The sequence below is a fragment of the Streptococcus sp. XMC genome (assembly GCF_021341835.1).
Taxonomy (GTDB): domain Bacteria; phylum Bacillota; class Bacilli; order Lactobacillales; family Streptococcaceae; genus Streptococcus.
On record NZ_JAJTNQ010000001.1, the window covers coordinates 280,312 to 296,518 of the forward strand.

A 16,207-nucleotide genomic window follows, 5' to 3' on the forward strand; every position below is an offset into this window, starting at 1 on the left:
AGATAAATTGACTATCCTCAATCCTTGTTTGCCTCATTTTCTTTTACGAGATCGTTTTGTGAATCTTTTTCAGAGAGTTTTTGATCGATATACTTGTCAATGTTTTCGTAAAATTCCTTGGTCGTCTCACTATCTAATTTTGTCGAATTATGGACTTGATTGACTTTCAATTGAACAGATTGAATACCGTAAGAGGCTTGTTTTTGGCGAATGGTTTCTAATTCTTCTTCTGAAATCGGATCTCCAACAACCGTCAAGACCAATTCATTATTCCTCGACTTGTAGACTTGATTAATGACCGTATGATTAGCGAACTCTTTTCCTACAAACTGTTTGATCCCTTCTTTTCGCGCTTGATCCATCGTCAGAGTGACTGCTGAATAGCTGGCTGGAAGGACCAATAATACAATCAAGGATATCAACCCAATTTTCATTTTAATGTTTAGCTCATTAAATGAACTTAAGGGAGATTTTCTCATCAATATTCTTGTTCCAACAATGTTGATTAGCATGATAAAGACACAGTTGATCAAGAAAAGATAGAGAGCTCCAAATAAGAACCGTACATTTCCATTAGCTAAACCATAACCTGCAGTACAGATAGGTGGCATTAGAGCAGTTGCAATGGCTACTCCTGGCACGATATTGTTTGCTTCTTTTTTCCTTGAACCAATAAAGCCTGCTATCCCACCAGCAATAGCAATGAGAACATCCCAAATGGTTGGAGAGGTTCGTGCAATCAATTCGCTACTTGCATAAGACAAGGGAGAAATCCAGAAATACAGAGTCGAGACAAGCAAACTGACCAACACTTGAGTCAATAAAACCTCTAGAGATTGCTTGATTAAACGCGTATCAAAAATAGCTAAACCAAACCCCAGTCCAATAATCGGTGTCATAAGAGGGGAAATCAGCATGGCTCCAATAATGACAGCTGTTGAATTCATATTTAGACCTATAGAGGCAATAAAAATCGAACACATCAAAATCACTGTATCTCTTAATCGAACATGAAGGTCATCATATAGTTTCTCGCGGAATTCACGTGTTGAATAGTTTCCGGTCATTGGTTACTCCTTTTATTTCATATAATCTTGTTTCTGAATGGATGATGGTAGAGAGACTTCTGTCCAATTTGACATATTTTTAATTCTCATTTGTAATTCTTTTGAACATTATCTTTTAAATATCCATCAATCCATCCTTAACATTATATCAAAAATTTTACAGCCTTTTTCTGAAGAAATCTATCAGTTGAACAGATAGAGAAAGTCAGAAATTTTAGATTCCTTATTCAAAGAAGGAAGAACGGTATCTCCTCTGAAAGAAGATACCGTATTAATGTTTAAACATGATGAGTGTGTTGTAGCAATCCTAGCTGACATCGCCAACAAATCCCGTGTTGAGAAAATAACAGATAGAAAAGTCAGGCTTCAAACCTAGCTTTTTTGTGGATTGAAAATAATTATTCAAGCACTATTTTAGTGACTTCTATGTTGTGATTATCATTTTTTTTATTGCACAACCTTTTTCTTTCTCTTTCTTTACAAATCAAAGTATAACTCCCATTTTTCAAAGAAATTTGCTATAATGAAAGGACAGAGATTTGAAGAAGCAAAGAAAAAAATAGAAGTAGGTACATGTATGAAGAAAATTCTTGTTGTAGATGATGAAAAGCCGATTTCGGATATTATAAAATTCAATATGGCAAAAGAAGGCTATGAAGTCTTGACTGCCTTCGATGGGAAAGAAGCACTGGCTGTTTTCGAAGCTGAGAGCCCAGATATTTTGATCTTGGACCTCATGCTTCCTGAAATTGATGGTTTGGAAGTAGCGCGTACCATTCGAAAGACCAGTAATGTACCGATTATTGTCTTATCTGCAAAAGATACAGAATTTGATAAGGTCATCGGTCTTGAAATTGGGGCGGATGACTATGTGACCAAGCCATTCTCAAATCGTGAGCTGCAAGCGCGTGTCAAAGCCCTGTTGCGTCGGACAGAATTAACGGTAGAATCACAAACAGAGTCTACATCAGATTCAGACATTGTGATTGGGGATTTGAAAATCATTCCGGATGCCTTCCTTGCTCAGAAAAAAGGCAAAGAGCTTGAGTTGACCCATCGCGAATTTGAGTTGCTCTATCACTTGGCGACCCATGTAGGCCAAGTCATGACTCGTGAGCATTTACTGGAAACAGTCTGGGGCTACGATTATTTTGGTGATGTTCGGACAGTGGACGTAACGATTCGACGTTTGCGTGAAAAAATCGAAGATATTCCAGGTCGTCCGGAGTATATTTTAACGCGCCGTGGTGTCGGTTACTATATGAGAAACAATGATTAATTACATCAAAGAAGTCATAACCTCTTATAATTTTATCTTTGTCCTAATTACTCTTGGATTTATTATTGTTGTCGCCTTGTTGATCCTGGAAAATCGGCGAGACAACATGAAGCTACGCTTATTGAATGATAAAATTAAGAGTTTGATTGCTGGAGAATATTCCGATATCATTGATTTACAAGGGGGTCCAGAACTAACAGAGATTTCCAACAGTATCAATGATTTATCTGAAGTGATTCGTTTGACGCATGAAAATCTGGAACAAGAAACCAAGCGCTTGACCAGTATTCTTTCCTATATGACAGATGGGGTCTTAGCGACCAATCGTCGGGGGCAGATTATCTTGGTCAATGAAATGGCGGCAAAACAACTCAATGTTGTGGTCGAAGAGGTCATGAACATCAGTATTCTAGATCTGCTTGGCATTAGTGAAGAGTATGAACTGCGTGACTTGATTACCAATGTTCCAGAATTGACTATCGATTCGCAGGATGAAAATGGGGAGTACATCTCTTTACGGGTTCGCTTCGCTTTGATCCGGAGAGAGTCTGGTTTTATTTCTGGTCTGGTTGCCGTCTTGCATGACACAACCGAACAGGACAAGGAAGAGCGGGAACGTCGTTTATTCGTATCCAACGTTAGTCATGAACTCCGAACACCACTGACCAGTGTTAAATCTTACCTGGAAGCCTTGGATGACGGAGCCATTTCGGAGCCAGTTGCACCGGAATTTGTCAAAGTGTCTTTGACAGAGACCAACCGGATGATGCGGATGGTGACGGATCTATTAAGTCTTTCACGGATCGATAATGAAACCAGTCAATTGGATGTTGAATTGACCAACTTTACAGCCTTTATCACCTTCATTTTGAACCGCTTTGATAAGATGAAGAACCAGGCTGGCGAGAAGAAATATGATATTGTTCGTGATTATCCAATTTCGCCTGTCTGGGTTGAAATTGATACAGACAAGATGACACAGGTCTTAGACAATATCTTAAATAACGCTATCAAATATTCCCCAGATGGTGGGGAAATTCGTGTGGGAATGAAAACGACAGATGCCCAATTGATTATCTCGATTTCGGATGAGGGATTAGGGATTCCTAAAAAGGACCTCCCACGAATTTTTGACCGCTTTTATCGTGTGGATAAGGCACGCAGTCGCGCCCAAGGTGGGACTGGTTTAGGACTGGCCATTGCCAAGGAAATTATCAAGCAACACAAAGGATTTATCTGGGCCAAGAGTGAATATGGAAAAGGATCTACTTTCACGATTGTCCTACCATATGATAAAGATGCTATCCTGGATGATGGATGGGATAATGAGGATGAATAAGAAAACTAATGGATGAAAAAGGGTTTAAATATAGTATTTTAGCTTCAGGATCGAGTGGTAATTCGTTTTACTTAGAGACTCCTAAGAAGAAAATTCTAGTAGATGCAGGCTTGTCCGGGAAGAAAATTACAGGTTTGCTTGCAGAGATTGATCGCAAACCCGAAGATCTTGATGCTATTTTAATCACACATGAACATTCGGATCACATTCATGGCGTTGGTGTGCTAGCTCGTAAATACGGGATGGACCTATACGCCAATGAAGCTACCTGGAAGGCCATGGAGGGAAGCAAGTACCTTGGGAAGGTCGATGATTCCCAGAAACATTTATTTGAAATGGGCAAGACCTTAACCTTCGGGGATTTGGATGTGGAAAGTTTTGGTGTTAGCCATGATGCTGCGGCTCCCCAGTTCTACCGGTTCATGAAAGATGGGAAGAGTTTTGTCATGCTGACGGATACAGGTTATGTCAGTGATCGAATGGCAGGGATTGTTGAAAATGCAGATGGCTATTTGATCGAGTCCAATCACGATGTAGAAATCCTACGGGCAGGCTCTTATGCTTGGCGATTAAAGCAACGGATCTTATCCGATTTGGGTCACCTCTCTAATGAAGATGGTGCAGATGCCATGATTCGGACCCTAGGCAATAAGACCAAAAAGATTTATCTGGGCCACTTATCCAAGGAAAACAATATCAAGGAATTGGCCCATATGACCATGGTTAATCAACTGGCTCGAGCAGATCTAGCAGTGGGGCACGATTTTGACGTCTTGGATACATCTCCAGATACAGCGACTCCATTAGTAGATATCTAAATGATTAAAAGAGGAGATGAGCTCATCTCCTTTTTAGGTCAGTAGTGTAGCTTGAAATAAGTGGAAGGATAGGAGCAGTTAGTTTGAAATACGTGTATATAACAGTAGGGTTTATTTCCTTAGGATTAGGGATTATTGGGATTCCATTACCTATTTTACCAACGACCCCGTTTCTTTTATTAGCTATGGGTTGTTTTGCCAAGAGTTCTCAACGCTTTGAAAAATGGTTGCATGGGACCAAGTTGTACCAAACTTATGTAGCGGATTATCGGGAAACCAAGTCGATCTCAAAAAAGCGGAAAAAAAGAATTATTCTACAAATTTATCTTTTGATGGGGATTTCCATTTACCTGGCACCACTCTGGTTTGTAAAATTAGGTCTACTGGGATTAACTATTTTTATCAGTTATTATTTGTTCAAAGTGATTCCGGATAAAGAAGAATGATATAAGGACAGAATAGGTCCTAAATCCTATCGTGAAAACAAGGGAAAGGAGTGCGAGACGCACTCTTTTTTGGTATAATAGAAGGGTGTATCTTTTGGACGGAATAGGTCACAGGATTCAATCCAGATGCATAAATGAAGAAAGAAAGTAGTAACGTGATGCAAGCCTTATATAACCTTCTTGCTGAGAAATTTCGGCTGACTTTTGACGATACAGAATTGTTGGAAACAGCTTTTACACATACCTCATATGCGAATGAGCATCGCCTCTTAAAAATTTCACATAATGAACGTTTGGAATTTTTAGGAGACGCTGTTCTCCAGTTAGTGATTTCCGAATATTTATTTGCCCTCTACCCAAGTAAACCAGAGGGAGATTTGTCAAAAATGCGTTCCATGATTGTTCGTGAGGAAAGTCTAGCAGGTTTCTCTCGTGATTGTGGTTTCGATCAATTTATCAAACTTGGCAAGGGAGAGGAAAAATCTGGTGGACGTAACCGAGATACCATCTTAGGAGATTTGTTTGAAGCTTTTTTAGGCGCCTTACTCTTGGATAAGGGAGTGGAGATGGTGCGGAGCTTCATTCAGCAAGTCATGATTCCTAAAGTCGAGGCAGGTCAATTTGAGCAAGTGATCGACTATAAGACGCGCTTGCAAGAAATCCTTCAAATCCATGGGGATGTCTTGATTACCTATGAAGTGACGAGTGAGTCAGGACCGGCTCATGCCAAAGAATTTGAAGTGCAAGTGTCTGTCAATGGGAAAATCATCGGTCAAGGACGTGGCCGGTCTAAAAAGGCTGCAGAGCAAGAAGCAGCAAAAAAAGCAGTGGAGAATAAGGTGGATCCCTCATGTATTTAAAGGAAATTGAGATTCAAGGATTTAAGTCTTTCGCAGATAAGACCCGGGTCATCTTTGACCAAGGGGTAACCGCAGTGGTGGGCCCTAATGGATCTGGAAAATCGAACATTACAGAAAGTCTACGCTGGGCCTTAGGGGAATCGAGTGTCAAGAGCCTACGTGGTGGCAAGATGCCGGACGTGATTTTTGCAGGGACTGAAACTCGGAAACCCTTAAACTACGCCTGCGTAACGGTAGTACTGGATAACCGGGATGGCTTTATCAAACAGGCTGCTAAAGAAATCCGAGTGGAGCGTCATATTTATCGCTCGGGTGATAGTGAATACAAGATTGATGGTAAGAAAGTCCGTTTGAGAGATGTCCATGATCTCTTTATGGATACTGGACTTGGGAGAGATTCTTTCTCTATTATTTCCCAAGGGAAGGTTGAAGAAATCTTTAACTCCAAACCAGAAGAGAGACGGGCTATTTTTGAGGAAGCCGCTGGGGTTCTTAAATTTAAGACGCGTCGCAAGGAAACGGAATCTAAGTTGGTTCAGACCCAGGATAATTTGGACCGTCTGGAAGACATTATTTTTGAGTTAGAGGGGCAAATCAAACCTCTTGAAAAGCAAGCCCTTGTGGCCAAACGTTTCTTAGAATTGGATCAACAACGCCAGGTTCTTTATTTGGATGTTTTGATTGCACAAATTGAAGTCAATAAAAAAGACTATGATCAAGCCGTCCAAGAAGAAGCCTCCATCCAAGAGCAATTAAAGGCTTATTACCAGAAAAGAGAAGAGTATGAGGCGGAAAGTCTCCGATTGAAACAGAGTCGTCAGACTATTCAACACCAATTGTCAGATAATCAAGCTAGCCTCTTGGAATTGACTCGCCTCTTAAGTGATTTGGAGAAACAAATCGAATTGGCACGCTTGGAGTCGCAACAGGTGGCCCGAAGTCGTCAGGAAAATCAAGAGCGGGTCAATAGTCTGGAAGAGCGCCTACAAGTTCTTCGGAACCAGTTGGAAGAAAAACAAGCCAATACAAAGAGTCTTCAAGAAGAACTGGAAAAGAGCCAAGTAGCTCTGGAAGGTCTGGAGAAAGAGTTGGCTAGCTTCTCAGAAGATCCAGATCAGGTGATCGATTATTTACGTGAAAAATACGTGGCCTTGATGCAGGATGAAGCGGAGCGATCAAACGAATTAACAACCATTGAAAATCAACTGGAAGCCTCAGCTCAATTGTCACAAAGCAAAAAGGAAGATTACCAAAATCAAATCCAAATGGTGACAGAACTGCAAGAAAAAGAGCAGGTTGCTCAAGAAGCTTATCAAGGAGCTCAAGAGCATCTGAAACACTTGCTTGAGACCTATCAGTCAGAGGCAAAACGGTTTGAGGAAGCTCGCCAGGCTTATCAAGAAGCGCAAGCCAAGATGTTTGATCTACTGGATCAAAGTAAGGAAAAACAGGCTCGCATTAACAGTTTAGAGGCGATTCAAAAGAATCATAGTAATTTTTATGCGGGCGTGAAGAGTGTCTTGCAAGAAGCGGCTCGCTTAGGCGGGATTGTAGGAGCTGTCAGTGAAAAACTCTCCTTCTCACCAGAGTATCAGACTGCCTTAGAGATTGCTCTAGGAGCCAGCAGTCAGCATATTATCGTAGAAGACGAAGGAGCAGCAACACGGGCAATCGAACATCTGAAGAAGAATCGCTCGGGTCGGGCAACCTTCCTTCCTTTGACAACCATTAAACCACGCTACCTTGCAGGAAAGAATCAAGAACTGATTGAAGCCTGTCCAGGGTTCCTAGGGATGGCTAGCAGTTTGGTTGACTATGATCCTTCCCTCGAGTCGATTTTCCAAAACCTTTTAGGTGTCACGGCTATTTTTGATACGATTGAGCACGCTAAGGCGGCTGCTCGCAAGGTTGCCTACCAAGTTCGTATCGTGACACTGGATGGAACTGAACTGCGCACAGGTGGTTCCTATGCAGGTGGTGCGAATCGAAGCAATAATTCGATTTTTATCAAGCCAGAACTGGATCGTTTGCACCAAGAATTGGCCTCTCTTCATAAGAATTTGCGAGAAGTAGAAGGGCAGGTTCAAGAGCAACAGGACCAAGTGACCCAATCACAAGAAAAACTAGAATCTTTGAAAGGCCAAGGAGAAGGGGCGCGACTAGAAGAGCAACGCCTTCAATTGGCTTTTGAGCAAGCTCACCAGCAACTCTTGGATGCCCAAGAACTGTTAGAACTTATCCGTACAGAGCTGGATGAAGGTAGCGACCAGGAGCTTCTCAAAAAACGGGATCACTTGCAAGCGCGACTGAAAGAAATTGAGGCGGAAAAAGAGCAAGTCACTGCTGAGATTGAAGAAGTCAAGCTCAATAAAGATGTCGTTGTCGAGAAAATTGAAAATTTACGAGCAGCCATTGCCAAGCTCCAATTACAGAAAACAGAGTTGAAGAGTCGATTGACTTATGACCAAACAGATGCCGAACGCTTGCAGCAAGAGTTGGCTTCTACTGAACGGGAAATCCAAGCTCTCCAATATGCGATTGAGCAGGGAGAAGATCGACATGAGCAAATCGATGTTTCTGTCCTTGAAAAACAACTGCAAGCAACCCTTCAAGAGAAAACCGCTCTGGAGCAAGCTGTGATTCGTAAGCAATTTGAATTAGAGGATTTGGAAGGCCAGTCTGAAGATGTAGCGGGTCATATGGAGCAAGCCCGTCGTCAAAATGAGGAGTGGATTCGCCTACAGGCCAAAGCAGAATCCAATCGTGATCGCTTGGCGGATAAGCTAAATAAATTGATGTTAGCTCTGACCGATGAATTCAAGATGAGTTTTGAAGAGGCATCTAATCAGGCCAACGAACTAGAAAATCTAGCCCAGTCTGAGCAAGTCTTAAAAGACTTGGAGAAAGCGATTAAAGTCTTAGGACCTGTCAATATTGATGCTATCGAACAATACGATGAGGTCAAGACTCGGTTTGATTTCCTTTCCAGTCAACGAGAAGATGTCTTGGCAGCGAAGAATCTTCTTCTTGAAACCATTAATGACATGAATGATGAGGTGAAAGAACGCTTTAAGTCTACGTTTGAAGCGATTCGTGAATCCTTCCGAGTCACCTTTAAACAGATGTTTGGGGGAGGATCAGCAGATCTCATCTTGACGGATGGGGATCTCTTGTCTGCTGGGGTCGAGATTTCTGTTCAACCGCCTGGTAAGAAAATTCAATCCTTGAATTTGATGAGTGGTGGGGAGAAAGCTTTGTCAGCATTGGCGCTGCTCTTCTCAATCATTCGTGTCAAGACTATTCCATTTGTCATCTTGGATGAGGTAGAAGCGGCTCTAGACGAGGCCAATGTTAAACGTTTTGGGGATTACCTCAATCGTTTTGATAAGGAAAGTCAGTTTATTGTGGTTACCCACCGTAAGGGAACCATGGCGGCAGCAGATTCCATCTATGGAGTGACCATGCAAGAATCTGGAGTCTCTAAGATTGTATCTGTGAAGCTGAAAGATATAGAAGGAATGGATAATGGAAATTAAATTAGTCGCAACAGACATGGATGGGACCTTTTTGGATGAAAATCATCAATTTGATCGAACTTTATTCCTAAAGGTATTAAAGAAGTTTCAAGAAAAAGGGATCTACTTTGCGGCAGCAAGTGGTCGGTCTCTCCTCTCTTTGAAGACAATCTTTAAAGAGGTTCAGGATCAAGTTATTTTTATAGCTGAAAACGGCAGTGTTGTTGAGTTTCATGGTGAAGATGTCTATGAAGCGACCATGAGTCCTGAATTTTACCAAGCCATGTTTGCCAAGTTACAAGAAAGTCCTTATTTCGATAAAAATAAGTGCTTGTTAACGGGAAAACGCGGGAGCTATGTTCTAAAGACGGTTGATCCAGACTATCTAGATGCTTCACAAAACTACAATGAAAACATTCAAAAGGTGTCAGATCTTTCAGAAATTGATGATATTGTCTTCAAGATGACCACTAATTTTGATCAAGAAGTATTGGCGGAAGGTGAGGCCTGGGTTACCCAAAACGTTGAAGGGGTTAAGGCCATGACCACTGGTTATGAGTGCATTGATATTGTCTTGGATTATGTGGACAAGGGAGTCGCCATCCAAGCACTAATGGATCAGCTAGGCATTAGTCGAGATCAAGTCCTAGCTTTTGGGGATAATCTCAATGATCTTCATATGATGCAGGTTGTTGGCCATCCAATTGCGCCAGAAAATGCCCGTCCAGAGATTTTGGAATTGGCTGAAAAAGTATTAGCTCACCATTCGACAGGATCTGTCCTTCGCTTCATGGAGGAAGAATTATGAGTCAGATTAAGGTTATCGCACTAGACTTGGACGGTACTCTCTTAAACTCAGAAAAGAAAATCTCCCCTCGGAATCTGGCTGCCATTCGTGCAGCTCAAGAAAAAGGGGTCAAGGTAGTTTTGACGACGGGTCGCCCCCTCAAGGCTATGGATTTTCTGCTTCAAGAGATTGGGACTGCCGGCTTGTCAGATGAATACACCATTACTTTTAATGGTGGCTTGGTACAAAAGAATACAGGGGAGATCATTGCAAAGACAGTTTTCTCTCGTGATGATGTCGTCCGTATTTATGAGGAGACAGAGGCCCTTGGTTTGCCCCTAGATGCCATCAGCGAAGGGGATGTTTATACACTGGTATCTGATCAAGAATCTCTTTACCCTCTCTATAATCCTTACTTGAACTTTATTCCCGTTTCTATTGAAGATTTGTCCAGTCAGATTTCCTACAATAAGTGTGTAACGGCCTTTCAACAGGACTATTTGGATGGCGCTATTCCAAAGATTTCTCCTGAATTAAGGGAGCGTTTTGAGATTTTTAAATCCAGAGACATGCTCTTGGAATGGTGCCCCAAAGGAGTGCAAAAGGATCGAGGCTTGGAAGCTTTGGTGGAGTATTTAGGAATCGACGCTAGTCAAGTCATGGCGTGTGGAGATGAAGCCAACGATGCCAGCATGTTAAAATGGGCAGGACTAGGAATCGCCATGGCCAATGCGGTGGATGAGGTGAAAGAGATTGCCACACTAGTCTCAGACTACACTAATGATGAAGATGCAGTCGGAAGAGCGATTGAAGAATATGTATTGAAGGAGGGTCAATAATGGGATTATTTGACCGACTATTTGGAAGAAAAGAAGAAACAAAACCACAAGTTCAAGATCATACAGAAGAGCTTGTGGAAAGCCCTGAGGAAGCAAGTTCCCCGGCTGAGCCGGTATCACAAAAGGCTTCACAAAGTGATGAAGCTAAGATCTCGGCAATGGAAGCCTACTATGCAGAATTAAAAGAGCGAATGGCTGCCGAATCAGCGCGATCATCGCAAGAGTCGACAGCATCTATTGAAGAAGAAGTTCGTACAGAAGAGTCTGTAAATCAGGAAACAGCTATCGAGGAAGAGGACCCTTCTCAAGTGAAGCAGGATAGCTCTCCTGAGGAAGTAACCGAGCCTGCCCCTGTTCCTGAAGAACAAACTATAGAAATAGAAGCTTTACAAGAAGAGAATCTTGAAGATGAGCCTCTGAATTCTTCATCAGATCTTGCCCAAGAAGCCTTTGAAGAAGATGTTCTTGTAAAGAATGAAACAGAAGATGAAACTTCAAGTCTTTCCAAAGAACCCGAGGAAGTAATTGAAGAAGCAACTACTGAAAGTTCAGAGGAAGAAACAGGAGAGTTTGAAGAAGACACTCCAGTAGAAGAAACAACTAGCGAACCTGAAGATACAGAAGAGCTTGAAGCAGAATTGTCAGTAGAGGAACCTACTAGCGAACCTGAAATTTCAGAAGAAGTTGAAGAAGAGTCTTTAGTAGAAGAACCTACAAGTGAGCCAGTGATTGCTGAACCTACAGAAACGGTTCAAGAAAAATACAATCGGAGCTTAAAGAAAACTCGGACTGGCTTTGGTGCTGCCCTAAATGCATTCTTTGCTAACTTCCGTTCTGTCGATGAAGAATTCTTTGAAGACTTAGAAGAACTCTTGATCATGAGTGACGTCGGAGTCCAAGTCGCTTCGAATCTGACGGAAGAGCTCCGCTATGAAGCACGCTTGGAAAATGCCAAGAAGCCGGATGCCTTGCGTCGAGTGATCATTGAAAAATTGGTGGATCTCTACGAAAAAGATGGCCAATACAATGAGCAAATCAACTTTAAGGACGGCTTGACCGTCATGCTCTTCGTCGGAGTGAATGGCGTTGGGAAAACCACTTCTATCGGAAAACTAGCTCATAAGTACAAGAAGGAAGGGAAAAAAGTGATGCTAGTCGCAGCAGATACCTTCCGGGCGGGAGCTGTTGCTCAGTTGGCTGAATGGGGACGCCGTGTGGATGTGCCCGTTGTCACAGGTCCTGAAAAATCAGATCCTGCAAGTGTGGTCTTTGATGGGATGGAACGAGCAGTGGCAGAACAAGTCGATGTTTTGATGATTGATACGGCTGGTCGCCTTCAGAATAAAGACAATCTAATGGCTGAATTAGAAAAAATCGGTCGCATTATCAAGCGCGTGGATCCTACAGCCCCTCATGAAACCTTCTTGGCCTTGGATGCGTCTACAGGACAAAATGCCCTGGTCCAAGCCAAGGAATTCTCAAAGATTACTCCGATTACTGGCATCGTCCTCACTAAGATTGATGGAACAGCTCGAGGAGGAGTGGTTCTTGCCATTCGAGAAGAGTTGGATATTCCAGTGAAATTAATCGGTTTTGGTGAAAAAATCGATGACATCGGTGAATTCAATTCTGAAAACTTTATGCGTGGCTTGTTAGAAGGCTTGATATAAACAAAAAAACTCATCTCAAGAAAGAGATGAGTTTTTAAGTTACACTTTTAGTCAGTCGGATAATTTATTCTTCAATTGCTGGTTGCCAGACCCATTGTGCATTGTAATCCTTCAAGAGGTCAAAGGAAGCTTGAGGTCCCATGGTTCCAGATTTATATTCATGAAGAGGGACTTGATTTTCAGCCCACATGTGTTCGATTCGGTCAATTAACTGCCAAGAGGCTCTAACTTCGTTCCAGTGGCTGAAGTTGGTTGAGTCATTGTTCAAGACATCATAGATCAATTTTTCGTAAGGCTCTGGAGAAGCACCAGTTGCAGTAGCTTCTGTTACATAGTCGAAGGAAATGGGAGCAATCTGGAACTGCTCGCCAACTTCTTTTCCGTTGACACTGAGAGAGAAACCTTCATTTGGTTGAATGTAGATGGTGAGCACATTTGGTGCAATTTCCTGACCAAAAATAGAGTCCATTTGTTTGAAGACGATATTGACATGGGTACCCTTTTTGGTCAGACGTTTTCCTGTACGGAAGAAGAAAGGGACTCCACGGAAGCGATCGCTATCCACAAAGAAGGCTCCAGAGGCAAAAGTCTCGGTCATGGATTCAGGGTTGACATTTGGTTCACTACGGTAAGAGATGTCCTTTTTCCCTTGAATTTTTCCAGAACGGTATTGACCTCGGATAAATAGTTTCTTTAATTCTTCATCAGATGGGTTGACCAATTGTTCAAAGACTTTCACCTTCTCTTTACGGATATCTTCCTTGGTGAAGGAGGCTGGTTTGTCCATAGCTAAGAGAGAAAGCAGTTGAAGGGTATGGTTTTGGACCATGTCGCGGAGGGCACCAGATTCATCATAGTAGCCACCACGTTCTTCGACTCCTAGTCGTTCTGCAAAAGTGATTTGAACATTGTCGATATAGTCACGGTTCCAGATGTTTTCAAAGATTAGGTTGGCAAAGCGGAGGGCAAAGATGGACTGGATCATTTCTTTACCAAGATAATGGTCGATCCGGAAAATTTGCTCTTCCTCAAAGGTTTCTTCCAATTCTTTGTTGAGCTGACTAGCTGTTTCCAAATCCGTTCCAAATGGTTTTTCAACGATCAAACGCTCAAAGCCTTTTCCATCCACAATGCCTTCAGATTTCAAATGTTTGGCAATCGTACCAAAGAATTGAGGTGCCATGGATAGGAAGAAGAGTTTATTATGTTCAGCTTGGTAGGTATCGTTAAGCTGATTTTGAAGTTCACGAAGCTTGATGTAGTGCTCCGTATCATTAACATCGTGGCTTTGATAGTAAAAATGGCTGGCAAATTCTTGCGCCTGTTCAGGACTGTCTGCTAAATCTGAAATGGATTCAACGACAACGGATTCAAAGTATTCTTTGCTCCAAGGTCGACGAGCAGTTCCAATCACTGCAAAATGCTCGGAAAGATTTCCAGCTTTATAGAGTCTAAAAAGGGAAGGGTAGAGTTTGCGTTGAGCTAAATCTCCACTGGCCCCGAAAATGGTTACAATTACTTTTGAGGACATGTTCATACCTATTTTCTAACTTGATAAACCATATTCTACCATAAAATTCAGAAAATTTCTCTTTGAAAGTAAAAGGATTCGGACTTTAAAAGAGAATGAAAGTGGAAGAAGCCACTAAAAAAGGTTGGACCGAAAGGTCACAACCGAGAGATGTTTAACAGCCCTTAGAAGACCCGATAGACATAAGGATTCGTAGGTTTTTCTACTGAGTGGGCTTCCTTTATTTCTAGGATAGGAAGGGTTTGGCCAAGTTGTTTATGGTATTGGATCTTGAGAGTTCCAGTAGCCTGGACCCAGGTATTATCGTCATAGGTTTGGGAGGCTCCTTTGGTTAACAAACCATAGACTCCTGAATCAGCGATACAGTGAATAATTCCAAAACGGAAAAGGAACTGACTGCCCGGATCCTGGGGATCCTTATAAATGAAGCCGGTTAGGGTAAAGGTTTTTCCAGCAAATTCATCTGGATAGTCGTAGATCACTTCCATGACTTCCATATAGTTTTCTGTCGTGATCTGGATATGATCTTGCTTGAGGTACTTCTTGGCTGCAGCCCTCATCTCAGATTCATAAGCAGACTTAGTAAAATAACTGCTAGTATCTGGCTTGAGGTATTGGTTGGTTGTCCCCTCATCATTTTGAATATCTTTGGAAGAGCCAGCCGCGATGGGAAAATGATAGCCCTTGGCTGAAACCGTTTGGGAATCCAAGGTCACAGTCGGGAAGCCAATCCCTACAATCAAGGGAATCAGGAGCAGAAGAATACTCATGACTTTGGCTTTTTTACTGGTGAGGTGACTATGAACGGGCAGATTCTTCATCCAAATATAGAGCTGGACGACAGCCAAGAGGAAGGAAAGAATCATAGAGATATAGGCTAAATAGGAATAGTGCATATTGATGTATTGGTTGAGCTTACCAGAAAGCTGCAAATACATAGTAATTTCGAAATAGCCTGCTAAAATGAGAAATCGAATCATAAGACCACCCCCACGAGCCAAGCATAAACCAAGACAACGAGACTGACGATGCTAATGAATTGGACAATAAAGCGATTGGTCAGATAATTCTTCATCATCAAGAGGTTCTTGACGTCTAGCATAGGTCCGATAACCAGAAAGGCTAAAACGGGAGCTAAGCCAAAACTCGAGAGAAGGGAGGATCCGATAAAGGCGTCCGCCTCACTACACAAGGAGAGGAGGAAGGAGAGAAGCATAAGGAGGAGAATGGCTAGGAGTGGCGTCGCTGAAATAGAAGTCAGCACGCGAGTTGGCACATAAACCTGAACCACACTGGCAAATAAACAACCGAAGACCAGATAGCGTCCAGTGTCGAAAAACTCATCAATGGCCTGCACGAACACTTGGAAGAAGCGTTGACTGGCAGATAGTTTTGAAAAGTCATGAATATGGACTTCCTTGCGGTTGGCCCGTTGAATAGAAGCTGTTTGGAAAAATCCTAGGAAAATCCCAAGAACAGTCGCTACCAGGATAGAGCCGATCGCTCGTAAGAGAGCCATTTGAATAGAATTGCCAAAGGCAGAATAAGTGGCAAAGAGGACAATGGGGTTAATAACCGGGGCTGTCACTAGGAAGGGCACAGCTGTATAGCTAGGCACCTTCTTCTCTAAAAAGCGATTGATGATGGGGACGATACCACACTCACAGGAAGGGAAAACAAAGCCAATCAAGGTCCCAAACAGAATTCTCCCCCATTTATTTTTGGGAAGGGCTCGGTAAACTTTTTCAGGGGTGATGTAGACATCAATCGCCCCTGAAATAATACTTCCAATCAAAACAAAGGGAAGGGCTTCAATCATAATCGAAAGAAAAATTGCTCCTGCTTGAAGGACACTGGTTGGCAACTGTTGGAAGAAACTCATTTGTTAGAATCCTTCTGCACTTTTTCCCCTGTTGTTTCATTCTTCTTGTCATCTGGTAAAGTGACTTGAGGGGGATCTGGTAAGACAGCAAATTCCTCAAAGAGTTTGTCTAAATCGTCTGTTTTTGAAAATTTAATCGCCATGATAGGTCTCCTTTTCTTTTTTTCTCATTAT

At 42.2% G+C, this 16,207-nt stretch carries 14 protein-coding genes; 9 read left to right on the forward strand and 5 right to left on the reverse strand.

All coding sequences use genetic code 11. From position 1 onward, the window contains the following. Positions 1-17: 17 nt before the first annotated feature. Positions 18-1,067, reverse strand: a complete 1,050-nt coding sequence (locus LXO72_RS01315; RefSeq protein WP_233331294.1) for a DUF389 domain-containing protein — start codon at positions 1,065-1,067, stop codon at positions 18-20. Positions 1,068-1,644: 577 nt separating this feature from the next. Here LXO72_RS01315 and yycF point away from each other — a divergent pair. The 9 genes from yycF to ftsY all read left to right on the forward strand — a co-directional run bounded on the left by yycF (position 1,645) and on the right by ftsY (position 12,620). Further along, the gene (gene yycF / locus LXO72_RS01320) at positions 1,645-2,346 is read left to right on the forward strand and encodes a response regulator YycF (protein ID WP_048717457.1); all 702 of its coding nucleotides are present in this window, start codon (positions 1,645-1,647) and stop codon (positions 2,344-2,346) included. Continuing rightward, positions 2,339-3,685 (forward strand): cell wall metabolism sensor histidine kinase VicK, encoded by a 1,347-nt coding sequence (gene vicK / locus LXO72_RS01325; RefSeq protein WP_140814219.1) that lies wholly within the window; start codon positions 2,339-2,341, stop codon positions 3,683-3,685. The genes yycF and vicK overlap by 8 nt, the downstream gene beginning before the upstream one ends. Positions 3,686-3,693: 8 nt before the next feature. Beyond that, complete coding sequence (locus LXO72_RS01330) at positions 3,694-4,503, forward strand: MBL fold metallo-hydrolase (protein ID WP_048689535.1); 810 nt, start codon at positions 3,694-3,696, stop codon at positions 4,501-4,503. A gap of 83 nt (positions 4,504-4,586) precedes the next feature. Further along, the gene (locus LXO72_RS01335; RefSeq protein WP_125329070.1) at positions 4,587-4,949 is read left to right on the forward strand and encodes a YbaN family protein; all 363 of its coding nucleotides are present in this window, start codon (positions 4,587-4,589) and stop codon (positions 4,947-4,949) included. A gap of 158 nt (positions 4,950-5,107) precedes the next feature. Next, on the forward strand, positions 5,108-5,809 hold the full coding sequence (gene rnc, locus LXO72_RS01340) for a ribonuclease III (RefSeq protein WP_233331699.1): 702 nt from the start codon (positions 5,108-5,110) through the stop codon (positions 5,807-5,809). Beyond that, positions 5,800-9,345, forward strand: a complete 3,546-nt coding sequence (gene smc / locus LXO72_RS01345; RefSeq protein ID WP_233331295.1) for a chromosome segregation protein SMC — start codon at positions 5,800-5,802, stop codon at positions 9,343-9,345. Before rnc ends, smc begins: the two co-directional genes overlap by 10 nt. Next, a complete protein-coding gene (locus LXO72_RS01350) occupies positions 9,335-10,132 on the forward strand; it encodes an HAD family hydrolase (RefSeq protein WP_233331296.1) in 798 nt (265 codons plus the stop codon). Before smc ends, LXO72_RS01350 begins: the two co-directional genes overlap by 11 nt. Further along, positions 10,129-10,950, forward strand: coding sequence for a Cof-type HAD-IIB family hydrolase (locus LXO72_RS01355; RefSeq protein ID WP_233331297.1), 822 nt, complete (start codon positions 10,129-10,131; stop codon positions 10,948-10,950). The genes LXO72_RS01350 and LXO72_RS01355 overlap by 4 nt, the downstream gene beginning before the upstream one ends. Further along, positions 10,950-12,620 (forward strand): signal recognition particle-docking protein FtsY, encoded by a 1,671-nt coding sequence (gene ftsY / locus LXO72_RS01360; protein WP_233331298.1) that lies wholly within the window; start codon positions 10,950-10,952, stop codon positions 12,618-12,620. Before LXO72_RS01355 ends, ftsY begins: the two co-directional genes overlap by 1 nt. Positions 12,621-12,684: 64 nt before the next feature. Here ftsY and zwf read toward each other — a convergent pair whose 3' ends face one another. The 4 genes from zwf to LXO72_RS01380 all read right to left on the reverse strand — a co-directional run bounded on the left by zwf (position 12,685) and on the right by LXO72_RS01380 (position 16,176). Then, positions 12,685-14,151: a glucose-6-phosphate dehydrogenase gene (zwf, locus tag LXO72_RS01365; protein ID WP_233331299.1), complete on the reverse strand. Its 1,467-nt coding sequence runs from the start codon at positions 14,149-14,151 to the stop codon at positions 12,685-12,687. Positions 14,152-14,315: 164 nt separating this feature from the next. Next, positions 14,316-15,131 carry a TIGR03943 family putative permease subunit gene (locus LXO72_RS01370; protein WP_048717404.1) on the reverse strand — a complete coding sequence of 272 codons (816 nt, stop codon included), beginning with the start codon at positions 15,129-15,131 and terminating at the stop codon, positions 14,316-14,318. Beyond that, positions 15,128-16,033, reverse strand: a complete 906-nt coding sequence (locus LXO72_RS01375; protein ID WP_233331300.1) for a permease — start codon at positions 16,031-16,033, stop codon at positions 15,128-15,130. Before LXO72_RS01375 ends, LXO72_RS01370 begins: the two co-directional genes overlap by 4 nt. Beyond that, entirely contained in the window at positions 16,030-16,176 is a 147-nt protein-coding gene (locus LXO72_RS01380) for an SPJ_0845 family protein (RefSeq protein ID WP_233331301.1), read from the reverse strand. Before LXO72_RS01380 ends, LXO72_RS01375 begins: the two co-directional genes overlap by 4 nt. Between the last annotated feature and the right edge of the window lie 31 nt (positions 16,177-16,207).

Bases quoted from the DNA above. Each gene is read 5' to 3' on its own strand.
- LXO72_RS01315 (WP_233331294.1), bottom strand. From the start codon at position 1,067: ATGACCGGAAACTATTCAACACGTGAATTCCGCGAGAAACTATATGAT.
- yycF (WP_048717457.1), top strand. From the start codon at position 1,645: ATGAAGAAAATTCTTGTTGTAGATGATGAAAAGCCGATTTCGGATATT.
- vicK (WP_140814219.1), top strand. From the start codon at position 2,339: ATGATTAATTACATCAAAGAAGTCATAACCTCTTATAATTTTATCTTT.
- LXO72_RS01330 (WP_048689535.1), top strand. From the start codon at position 3,694: ATGGATGAAAAAGGGTTTAAATATAGTATTTTAGCTTCAGGATCGAGT.
- rnc (WP_233331699.1), top strand. From the start codon at position 5,108: ATGCAAGCCTTATATAACCTTCTTGCTGAGAAATTTCGGCTGACTTTT.
- smc (WP_233331295.1), top strand. From the start codon at position 5,800: ATGTATTTAAAGGAAATTGAGATTCAAGGATTTAAGTCTTTCGCAGAT.
- LXO72_RS01350 (WP_233331296.1), top strand. From the start codon at position 9,335: ATGGAAATTAAATTAGTCGCAACAGACATGGATGGGACCTTTTTGGAT.
- LXO72_RS01355 (WP_233331297.1), top strand. From the start codon at position 10,129: ATGAGTCAGATTAAGGTTATCGCACTAGACTTGGACGGTACTCTCTTA.
- ftsY (WP_233331298.1), top strand. From the start codon at position 10,950: ATGGGATTATTTGACCGACTATTTGGAAGAAAAGAAGAAACAAAACCA.
- zwf (WP_233331299.1), bottom strand. From the start codon at position 14,151: ATGTCCTCAAAAGTAATTGTAACCATTTTCGGGGCCAGTGGAGATTTA.
- LXO72_RS01370 (WP_048717404.1), bottom strand. From the start codon at position 15,131: ATGATTCGATTTCTCATTTTAGCAGGCTATTTCGAAATTACTATGTAT.
- LXO72_RS01375 (WP_233331300.1), bottom strand. From the start codon at position 16,033: ATGAGTTTCTTCCAACAGTTGCCAACCAGTGTCCTTCAAGCAGGAGCA.
- LXO72_RS01380 (WP_233331301.1), bottom strand. From the start codon at position 16,176: ATGGCGATTAAATTTTCAAAAACAGACGATTTAGACAAACTCTTTGAG.